Raw genomic sequence first — 9,478 nt, 5'->3', positions numbered from 1 at the left:
CTCCCACGGGCTTGGTGTCCCAAAGGTGCATCGGTCTTCCATCCGCCACCGCACTTGCCACTACAGCTTCAAATACGGCATTTGGGAAGTTACAAGGTGCCCGAAGGGCGGATGAGGGGGATATCTTCAGCGATATTAGAGTTTTCGCCGATCGGCATTTCTCCTGTAGAAGCCGCGGCCGCCCCCTCATCGCCTGCCGGCACTTCTCCCCAGGAGGAGAAGCCGAACCGTCCAAGGTCGGGTCTCAACCGCCAGCGAGACAATGTGTGAATCTCGTAGGAACGGTGGCCGAGAGTGACGAAGCGTCGAAGCTTTCGGCTCCACAATCAGGTGGCCGCCTGCGTTCGAGTGAAATGTCGTATTCCCTTAGTTGCGTGACTTTTCCGATCGCATTTCGCTCCAATCGCGACCCGCCGACGACCGATAATGAATGAACAGGCTTGGCCCCCGGGCGTCGCCCTATCGGTTCGTGTCTCGTCCGCGATCGGCCCATCGCCAGAGCCGTTCATTGCCGAAGAGGGCCATCAGAAAGAGCATCCCGACCAGGCCGAGCAACACCAGGGCGGCCAATAAGCCGGCCAGGATGGACGTCTGTCGGTCGAGCGCCGTGACGCAGACATCGATCAGAATGACGAGCGCGGCGGCCAAGATGTTGATCGTCAGAGGGAAAGCGGGACTGATCCGGTCTCGTCTGACATAGGTCGCAAGATAGGCGAGGCGCCTTGGGAGCATATGGGTGGCAGCGGCCGGCGCGCCGAGAAAGAGATTGATCTCGACGGGCTCCGCTTCGGTCTCGAGGCCTGGCCCAACAAAAGGGCGATCCGCCGATCACGGCCAGTCGCATCCCCTCGCGGCAAGATGATTGGTATGTTATTTTATTACGTCCAGCAAGTGAAATGTAATGAAGTAACGAGAAGCGACAGGGGCGAACGCCCGAACGCGATCGGAAGTGGGCGCACGCGGCTCTCGAGAGGCGCCAGTATGGGCGTTCCGTGGTCTCGTGGGACTGAGGCCCAGGCTTGGCCAAACAGACGGCGTGCGTGACCGCGCCAGAAGACACGACTTGCGCAAAAAAGGGGACGGAACGCTTCTCGCATCCCGCCCCGCATCTCTTTCAGTCGGACCCGTCGTTGCCATCCGCCGTCATGGCGACTGGCGGAAGCCGCGCGATCACACCTTTTCGGAAGAAATCCGGTCGCTGCGAGAGGGCCGGGACGCCTGAGGGTGCCGCCGCGATCGCATCGACGGCGGCGACGATCTCGGAAAGCTCGATCTCCGGATCGACGTCGCCGATGACATAGCTCCACTTTCCCGCCGTCATGAAAGCGAGCGTTACGGGTCGGTCGCAAACGGCGAAACAGGGCACGGCGCGAACGCTGATGCCGAGAGCGTCCGTCTGTTCGCGGAGGCGGTCGATGAGGCGCTTTCCGGCGCTGTCGCGGCCAGCAAGTGCCGTCTGCGCCGAACAGGCGGCGCAGACGGCGAGAACCGGGCGGTTCTGTGCCGAGGTCTCGGCCTCGGTAAAGGTGGCTTCGATCAAGCGGCTTGCGAGCCGCTGGCCTGGCGCTGCCAAACGAAGCCGGCGATCGAGCCGACCAGGGCCCAGCACAAAGCCTGGGCCACCAGCGAGGCCGAGGCGAAGTGGCCCGACAACTCGCCCGGCACTTGGCTCGTATATTCGCTCGGATGCGGCGCGCCGATCAGGTGCGGCGCGACGATCAGGGCAACGCCGATCGCGATGGCGAGGGGGCTGGAGACCCTCAGCATCAGCCAGAGCGCCAAGGCGGTGGCGAGAGCCGTGCCGGCCCACCAGAGCTGACGGGCTTCGAGCGCTGCCGCGGCCGAACCGGGCAGTTCCGGGCTGAGGCCGAGGGCCGGCGCAAGGCCGGTCGCGACGAAGGCGGCCGCACCCCAGGCAAGGCCGGTCTTGGCGGTGATTTCGGCCCCCGACAGCACCATGACCGACAGGAGGACGAGCGCGAAGCCGACGCCTGTGCCGATCGTCGCGATCGAAGTGTAGATCGTCCGCTCGAGACCGTCTTCGGGCGCCCATGCCTCCGCCCCTTCGGAGGCGTGATGGCCGGGCGCGCCCGCCATATGGGCCAGAATGAGCGAGGCGTCGATCGATGCGGTCTCGACCTCGCCGCCGCCCTCATAATGTTCCGCTTCAATGATCAGCGGCGTGGTGGTGAAGCTCTGCACGGCGGCGACGAGAGAGCCGGCGAACAGGCCGGCGATCAGCGCCGACATCAGGATCCGGGTCAACATGGCGGCGCTCAATGGCAGGGGAACGCCATCGCATGGCGCGTGTCGTGGCCGGCATTGTGCAGCGTCGAGGAATGGGCGAAGCCGACGGTGAAGACGAGGGCGAGGCCCAGAAACAGGGTCAGGCCGGCCATGGCTTGGGCGCTGGCGCCCTGGGTTGTCGCTTGGGCGCTGGCGCCTCGGGTCGTGGGCTGTGTGCTCGCGTGATTCATGGTGCGATCCCTCCGATCGTTCGTTTGGAAAACGGCGGCAAGATCGCGGGTGAACCGACACGGGAATGGAATAAAGGCTCGTGTCGCCGTCCCCGGACATCCCCGCCCGTTCAAGCAGTCACGATGGCAGGTCTCCTGGCTTGCGGGTCCTTGCCTTCCGTCCGGCCTTCCCGGGGAGGTATCCCCAGTGGCGCGTCACATGGACAGTCGGCTCGCCGCACACAGTTGCGGGGGCAGCCACGGCTTCGAACCCCGATTTGGGTCGTTCTACCGCGTTCCCTTTTAATCCCGGCGCCTTGTCGGCGTCGGGAACCATCGGGCTTGTCGTAGCCCGCCTGCGACCGATTGACAACCGCGACGGCGCCGATCGCGCGGCGGCCACCGCGATGCGTCGCTGCGGAAAGGATGAAACCACCTTGCCGCGTCAAGAGAGTTTCAAGCCGTTCGTCCTATGCTATCGGCATGACCATGGTCCCGTTCCGGCGCTTCCTTGCGGATCGTTCTGCCGCCCTCGCGATGATCGTCATCGTCGCGCAACTGCTTGTCATGCAGGCGGTGACGGCGACATTTGCCTGCGCGCAGATGGACGCGGCCAAAGCGGAGGGGACGCTCGTCCTCTGCCATGACGACGGCTCGTCGGTTTCCGCCGGCGGCCCTGAGGCGCCCGGCACCCATGACGGCTGCTTCGATTGCCCCTGCGCCATCGGCTGCGGCCCTGCGCCGTCGATCCTTGCGACCGCGCTCGGCGGCGAAGGTCTGGCGATCTCCCATGGGGTCGAGGCCGCTCGAACCCTCTGGCCCTATGCGCTCGAAGCGTCTGGCCCGCGAGCGCCGCCCAAAGGCCTCGCGCTGAAGCGCGGCCCGCCCTCCCTCTTCCTCTGAGACTGCCTGCCGCCGGATCTCGTCATCCGGTGCCACGATCGCTCTCGCCCGCCAGCCCTTCAGGCTGTCTGCCGCGAGCGACCCGCGCGCCGCGCGCATCGGTCTGCCTTCTTTCGGCGGGTCGTTCCTCACCATCGTTATCCATCGCGATAATCGGGTGCCGTGTGTCCGACCCACACGCTGCCCGGCCGCCGCTGCCTGACGCTTCGTCGGGTTCTCAAAGGATATTATCCCATGACTGATATCAGTTCGGCAGGCATTCCCTCCGCCACCAATGCCGAGGCCGCGCCGGTCGCGCGTTCCAGTGTTCCAGCCCTTTATCGCGCCATCTGGCGCTGGCATTTCTATGCCGGGCTCTTCACCGTTCCCTTCCTCGTCGCGCTTGCCGTTTCGGGCATGATGATCCTCTGGATCGGCTTTCTGGACGGGCGGGACGGCGAATACAGCTTGAGCGTTCCGGCTCACACCAAGACCGTCGCCGTTTCGCGGCAGGTCGCGGCCGCGATTGAGGCTCTGCCCGGCGCGCGCTTCGTCGAATATGTCTCGCCGCGCTCCGAGACCTCACCGGGGCTCGTGCGCGTCGACGACGATGGCGAGGCCCGCATGGTGGCGGTCGATCCTTATTCTGGCGCCGTTCTCGAAAGCTGGGTGCGCCGCGCCGGCTGGTATGACTGGGCCGACGATTTCCACGGCTCGCTGCTCCTCGGCGATCTCGGGGACCGTCTTCTGGAAATCGCCGCCGGCTTCGGCCTCGTGCTCGTTGCGACCGGCGCCTATCTCTGGTGGCCGCGCGGTAAGGCGCCGAAATCGGAGGCCTTCGTTCCGAAACTCTCGGCCAGGGGCCGTTCGCTCTACAAGTCGCTCCATCGCGTCGTCGGCTTCTGGACCGCAGGCATTCTCGTCCTCTTCCTCCTCACCGGCATGACCTGGACCGGCATCTGGGGCGCCAAGATCACCCAGGCCTGGTCGACCTTTCCGGCCGAGAAATGGGACGCGGTTCCGCAATCGGAGACCACCCATGCCCATCTGAATCATGGCGGCCCGAAGGAGGTGCCCTGGACGCTCGAACAGACGCCGATGCCGGCTTCGGGCTCCGAGGCTGGCATGACGGGCGTTCCGGCGGGGACGGCGGTCGATGTGGACAGCGTCACGGCGCTCGCCCACGATCTCGGCATCGCCGATCACGGCCGCTTTCACGTGAGCGCCCCCGGCGGCGAGACCGGCGTCTGGACGATCGCCCAGGATTCGATGAGCGCCGATTCCCATGAGCCGACGGCCGACCGCACGGTTCACGTGGATCAGTTCACGGGCAGGATCCTCGCCGATGTCGCCTTCGCCGATTATTCGCTGGCGGGCAAGACGATGGCGGTCGGCACCGCTTTCCATATGGGTTTGACGGGCTTGTGGAACGTCCTTCTCAACACGCTCTTCTGTCTCTCCATCGTCTTTTTATGCGTGACGGGCGTCGTCATGTGGTGGCTGCGGCGGCCGAAGGGCTCGTTCCGGCTGGCGGCGCCGTCGGTCCCGAACGATGTGCCGCTGGTCAAGGGCGTCGCCTTCATCGCGCTCACCCTCGCGGTCGTCTTTCCGCTGATGGGCCTGACGCTGATCGCCGTTCTCGCCTTCGACCTTCTGGTGGCGTCGAGACTCCCGGCTCTCAAGCGGCTCTATGGGTGACCGGAAACGCGCGCGGGGGCGTCGTCCCCGCGCGCGATCAAAGCAAGACGAAGAGAAGACCGAGCGAAGACGTGACTTGACGCAAGCGCCTGATAGGGAGAACCGTCAACGCACAGCGCGACTGACCTTTTTGACCGAGAGTGCCGCATGCAGATCACATCCCAGACATTCAAGGCGAACACCGTCAAGGCGCTCGCCGACATCGATCTCCAGCGCGCCCTCGGCAATGTGGAGAAGGGCTTCATCGGCAAGCGCCAGAAGGCCGTCGACAAGCTGCCCGAATTCGACGCCCTGCGCGACAATGCGGTCGCCATCAAGACCCACACGCTGAAGCATCTCGACCTTTATATCGAGGCCTATATCGCAAAGGTGGAAGCCTCCGGCGGCAAGGTCCATTTCGCCGAGGACGCCGATCATGCCCGGCGCATCTTCCTCGATATTGCCAAGAAGCGCGGCGCCAAAACTGTCACCAAGGGCAAGACCATGATCTCCGAGGAGATCGGGCTCAACGACTTTCTGGAAGAGAACGGCATGGTGCCGGTCGAGACCGATCTCGGCGAATATATCATCCAGCTGCGCGGCGAGCATCCGAGCCACATCATCGCGCCGGCCGTCCATATCAATCGCGATCAGGTGGAAGCCGATTTCCGCCGTGTCCACGTCGATCTCGACCCGGAGCGCGATCTGACGGCGCCCGAGACGCTTCTCGCCGAAGCGCGCGGCATTCTGCGCCAGCGTTATGGCGAAGCCGATATCGGCGTCACCGGCGCCAATTTCCTGATCGCCGAGACCGGCACCTCGGTCATCGTGACCAATGAGGGCAATGGTGATCTGACCCAGCTCTTGGGCAAGTGCCATGTGGTTCTCGCCTCGATCGAGAAGATGGTGCCGACCCTCAACGACGCCTCGCAGATCCTGCGGGTTCTCGCCCGCTCGGCCACCGGCCAGGAGGCGAGCGTCTATACGACCTTTTCCACCGGGCCGAAGCGCGAGGCCGATCCAGACGGGCCGGAGGAATATCACGTCATCCTCCTCGACAATGGCCGCTCCAACATGCTCGGCACCGAATTCGAGGAGATGCTGCGCTGCATCCGCTGCGGCGCCTGCATGAACCATTGCCCGGTCTATCACGCGGTCGGCGGCCACTCCTATGGCTGGGTCTATCCAGGCCCCATGGGCGCGGTGCTGACCCCCTCGCTGATCGGCGTCGACAAGGCCGGAAACCTGCCCAATGCCTCGACCTTCTGCGGGCGCTGCGAAAGCGTCTGCCCCATGCGCATCCCGCTGCCGAAAATGATGCGCCATTGGCGCGAGAAGGAATTCGAAAGCCATCTCCAGCCCAAAGCTGCCCGCACCGGGCTCGGCCTCTGGGCCTATTTTGCCAAACGGCCGAAGCTCTATCGGCTCGCCGTCTCCTTCGCCATGCCGGCGCTGAAGCTCATCGCCGGCCCCAAGCGCCGCTTCCGCTCGCTGCCGCTGGCCGGCGGCTGGACCAAATGGCGCGATCTTCCCGCACCCGAGGGGCGCACCTTCATGCAGGCCTATACCCAGTCGAAAGGCGTCTCCCGATGAGCGGTTCGACGAAGGACGCGGTGCTGTCGCGCATCCGCCGGGCCAATGGCGCAAGGCCGAATGACGAAGAGCGTCAGCGTGCAGTGGAAGCGCGCTTGCAGGGTCGCCCGCTCGGCGTCGTTCCGGCGCGGGGCCAATTGCCTTCCGCCGAGCGCGTCGCGCTGTTCGTCGTCATGGCCGAGGCCGCCAATGCCACCGTCGCGCAGATCGGATCGATGGCGGAACTGCCGGGCGAGGTCGCGCGCTATCTGCGCGAACGCAATCTGCCGGCGACGCTGAAGATGGGGGCCGACAGGCGCTTGTCCGAGGCCGATTTTTCGGCGACCGCCATCGAGGTGACCCAAGGGGCGAGCGAGGGCGACGACCTCAATTCGCTGTCCCATGCCGAGGCCGGCATCGCCGAGACGGGGACGCTCGTCCTGACCTCGGGGCCGGACAATCCGACGAGCCTCAACTTCCTGCCCGAGAACCATATCGTCGTCATACAGGCGGATACGATCGAGGGGGCGATGGAGGCGGTGTTCGAGCGTCTGCGCGAGCGCCATGGCGGAACCCTGCCGCGGACCGTCAACACGATCACCGGCCCCTCCCGCTCGGCCGATATCGAACAGACGCTGCTTCTGGGCGCCCATGGGCCGAAGGCGCTGCATATCGTCGTTCTGGACAGGACGGCAGCGCCCATGCAGTGATGGCATGACGATCGAAACGACGAGAGGCCGACCATGCCTGTGACGATGCCGACTCTCGCCGCCTTCTCCCTGGCCTCGCTCATCCTGCTGATCATTCCCGGCCCGACCATCATCATGGTCATCGGTCAGGCGCTCGCCCACGGAAAGCGCATCGCCCTTTCGAGCGTTCTCGGTGTCGGGCTCGGCGATTTCGCCGCCGCCAGTCTCTCGCTCGCCGGTGTCGGCGCACTGCTTGCCGCCTCCGCGACGGCCTTTACCGTCCTCAAATGGCTGGGCGCGGCCTATCTGGTCTATCTCGGCATCAAACTCTGGCGCGCGCCCGAACGCGGCCTTAGCGCCGCGGCGCTCGAAGCGCCGGAAGGACGCCCACTGACGATCTTCCGCGAGGCCTTCCTGGTCACCCTTCTCAATCCGAAGGGCATCGTCTTCTTCGTCGCCTTCGTTCCCCAGTTCATCGCGCCGGACCGCTCCTATGTCGGGCAGGCGGCGGTCTTCGTCATCCTTTTCGTGGTGCTCGGCATGGCGAATGCCGCGCTCTATGCCCTGTCCGCCGCCAAGCTCCGTTCGGTCTTCTCGGCGCCCAAGGTCCTCAAGCGCCTGGAGCGGACCGGCGCGGCCTGCCTCGTCTCGGCCGGCCTTCTATCGCTCGCCGCGCGCCGGCCGGCCTGAAACGCTCCTCTTTCAACGAGCAAGAATTTCATTGGACCGCGAGGCACTGCATAGATAAGCGGCGCCTATCGATGGGCATTGGCATAGGCGCGCAAGACCTCCTGCATTCGGGTCAGGTGGCCTTTCCCCTGAGACTTGAAAAATTCGAAGACCTCCGGGTCGAGCTTGAGATGGACGGATTTCGGAGGCGTCCCTTGCGGCGAAGCCATCATGGCCTTTGCCCAGAAATCGTGCCCCAGACTATCTCCCGCAGGGGCATTCGGATTGTGGCGGAGTTCACCGGCTTCCCTCATCCGCTTGATGTCTGCGAGCGATGCCCGCTTCATATTCGGATCGCTCATCGCGACCTCCTTTCCAGGCTGTGATCAGACGAATGACGCCGTCTCTACTGGTGTGAACGACCACGAAGCATTCTTCTTTGACAACTTCTCCTCAAATAAGATTTCAGTGCGGAGCCTATTACCCTAGCCGATTTGTATCTCGATCGCAGGTTTTGCGGGTCAGAACTGGAACTTCGAATGCAAGAGGTGAGCGAGAAAGCTGACGCATGAGCCAACATGGACACTTCACCCGGCGCACCATCGACACGCCGACGGGCGCCGCTGTGAACCTTCATCGCGTAGGGCCGGAGCGGCCGCGCGGTGTCATCCTCCTGTTCCACGGCCTTGCCGAACATTCGGCCCGATACGAGGCGGTGGCGCGGGTGTTGGCCGAAGCGGGGCTTGCGGTCTATGCCCACGACCATCGCGGCCATGGCTCGACGGTCGCCCAGGATGCGCCCTTGCGCCGCTTCGCGCGGAAGGATGGGGTCAAGAAGGTCATCGCCGACTGCAAGGCGGTTCTCGATCTCGCCGTGCAGACGCATCCTGGCCTGCCGATCTTCGTTTTTGGCCATTCCATGGGTGGGCTCATCGCCCTCAATTTTGCCGAGCGTCACGGACGCGCGTTGACCGGCCTCGCGGTCTGGAACTGCGATTTCCGCGCCGGCATGACGCTCAAAGCGGGCCGCGTGGCGCTGGCGGTGGAAAAGGCGCTGAAGGGGTCCGACGTTGCGAGCGAGCTCTTTCGCCGCGCCATGTTCGAGGCCTGGGGGCGTGCGATCAAGGACAGGCGGACCCCGTTCGACTGGCTCTCCCACGACCCGCAAGCGGTCGAGGCCTATCGCGGCGATCCGCTTTGCGGCTTCACGCCGACCATCTCGATGATGGAGAACATTATAGAGATGATCGTGGAGGGCGGGAGCCAGGAGGCGATGTCTCGCCTGCCGAAGGACCTGCCCATCCACCTTCTCGGCGGCACGGCCGATCCCGTGACGGAGGGTGGGAAGGCGCTGATCTGGCTAGATGGACGCCTGCGCGACGCCGGTCTGTCCGACGTGACCTTGCGGATCGTCGAGGGCGCGCGGCACGAGACTCTGAACGAGATCGACGCCTATCGCGAACCGGCGCTCGAATCGCTCACAGCCTGGCTCGATCGGTGCCTCGTTGCGCCGCGGCGGGCGGCTGGATAGAG

At 64.9% G+C, this 9,478-nt stretch carries 11 protein-coding genes and 1 riboswitch; of the genes, 6 read left to right on the top strand and 5 right to left on the bottom strand.

What is annotated here, in order from left to right; all coding sequences use genetic code 11:
• Positions 1-459: 459 nt before the first annotated feature.
• The 4 genes from B9A15_RS08700 to B9A15_RS08685 form a co-directional block, all read right to left on the bottom strand.
• Positions 460-771 carry a DUF3623 family protein gene (locus B9A15_RS08700; protein WP_280173785.1) on the bottom strand — a complete coding sequence of 104 codons (312 nt, stop codon included), beginning with the start codon at positions 769-771 and terminating at the stop codon, positions 460-462.
• Between the two features lie 343 nt (positions 772-1,114).
• Positions 1,115-1,540 (bottom strand): DUF1636 domain-containing protein, encoded by a 426-nt coding sequence (locus B9A15_RS08695; RefSeq protein WP_170923212.1) that lies wholly within the window; start codon positions 1,538-1,540, stop codon positions 1,115-1,117.
• Positions 1,537-2,268 (bottom strand): CbtA family protein, encoded by a 732-nt coding sequence (locus B9A15_RS08690; RefSeq protein ID WP_084409639.1) that lies wholly within the window; start codon positions 2,266-2,268, stop codon positions 1,537-1,539. The genes B9A15_RS08695 and B9A15_RS08690 overlap by 4 nt, the downstream gene beginning before the upstream one ends.
• Before the next feature lie 8 nt (positions 2,269-2,276).
• Positions 2,277-2,477: a CbtB domain-containing protein gene (locus B9A15_RS08685; RefSeq protein WP_084409638.1), complete on the bottom strand. Its 201-nt coding sequence runs from the start codon at positions 2,475-2,477 to the stop codon at positions 2,277-2,279.
• Positions 2,478-2,585: 108 nt separating this feature from the next.
• Positions 2,586-2,809, bottom strand: a riboswitch (cobalamin riboswitch).
• Positions 2,810-2,939: 130 nt separating this feature from the next.
• On the opposite strand from B9A15_RS08685, the gene B9A15_RS08680 reads away from it, so the two are divergent.
• From B9A15_RS08680 to B9A15_RS08660, 5 genes are all read left to right on the top strand, one after another.
• Positions 2,940-3,359, top strand: coding sequence for a hypothetical protein (locus B9A15_RS08680; protein WP_084409637.1), 420 nt, complete (start codon positions 2,940-2,942; stop codon positions 3,357-3,359).
• 234 nt (positions 3,360-3,593) lie between these two features.
• On the top strand, positions 3,594-5,036 hold the full coding sequence (locus B9A15_RS08675; RefSeq protein ID WP_084409636.1) for a PepSY-associated TM helix domain-containing protein: 1,443 nt from the start codon (positions 3,594-3,596) through the stop codon (positions 5,034-5,036).
• A gap of 147 nt (positions 5,037-5,183) precedes the next feature.
• On the top strand, positions 5,184-6,608 hold the full coding sequence (locus tag B9A15_RS08670) for a LutB/LldF family L-lactate oxidation iron-sulfur protein (protein WP_084409635.1): 1,425 nt from the start codon (positions 5,184-5,186) through the stop codon (positions 6,606-6,608).
• On the top strand, positions 6,605-7,297 hold the full coding sequence (locus tag B9A15_RS08665) for a LutC/YkgG family protein (RefSeq protein WP_084409634.1): 693 nt from the start codon (positions 6,605-6,607) through the stop codon (positions 7,295-7,297). The genes B9A15_RS08670 and B9A15_RS08665 overlap by 4 nt, the downstream gene beginning before the upstream one ends.
• A gap of 39 nt (positions 7,298-7,336) precedes the next feature.
• Complete coding sequence (locus B9A15_RS08660) at positions 7,337-7,966, top strand: LysE family translocator (RefSeq protein ID WP_084409669.1); 630 nt, start codon at positions 7,337-7,339, stop codon at positions 7,964-7,966.
• Between the two features lie 65 nt (positions 7,967-8,031).
• Here B9A15_RS08660 and B9A15_RS08655 read toward each other — a convergent pair whose 3' ends face one another.
• A complete protein-coding gene (locus B9A15_RS08655; RefSeq protein ID WP_084409633.1) occupies positions 8,032-8,307 on the bottom strand; it encodes a BrnA antitoxin family protein in 276 nt (91 codons plus the stop codon).
• Between the two features lie 206 nt (positions 8,308-8,513).
• Between B9A15_RS08655 and B9A15_RS08650 the strand changes: the two genes are divergently transcribed.
• Entirely contained in the window at positions 8,514-9,476 is a 963-nt protein-coding gene (locus B9A15_RS08650; protein WP_084409632.1) for an alpha/beta hydrolase, read from the top strand.
• The last annotated feature ends 2 nt before the right edge of the window (positions 9,477-9,478 follow it).

This window comes from Fulvimarina manganoxydans, from assembly GCF_900176465.1.
Lineage (GTDB): Bacteria > Pseudomonadota > Alphaproteobacteria > Rhizobiales > Rhizobiaceae > Fulvimarina > Fulvimarina manganoxydans.
The sequence above is the reverse complement of the archived record's forward strand: the minus strand, read 5'-3'. Positions and strand labels throughout refer to the sequence as shown.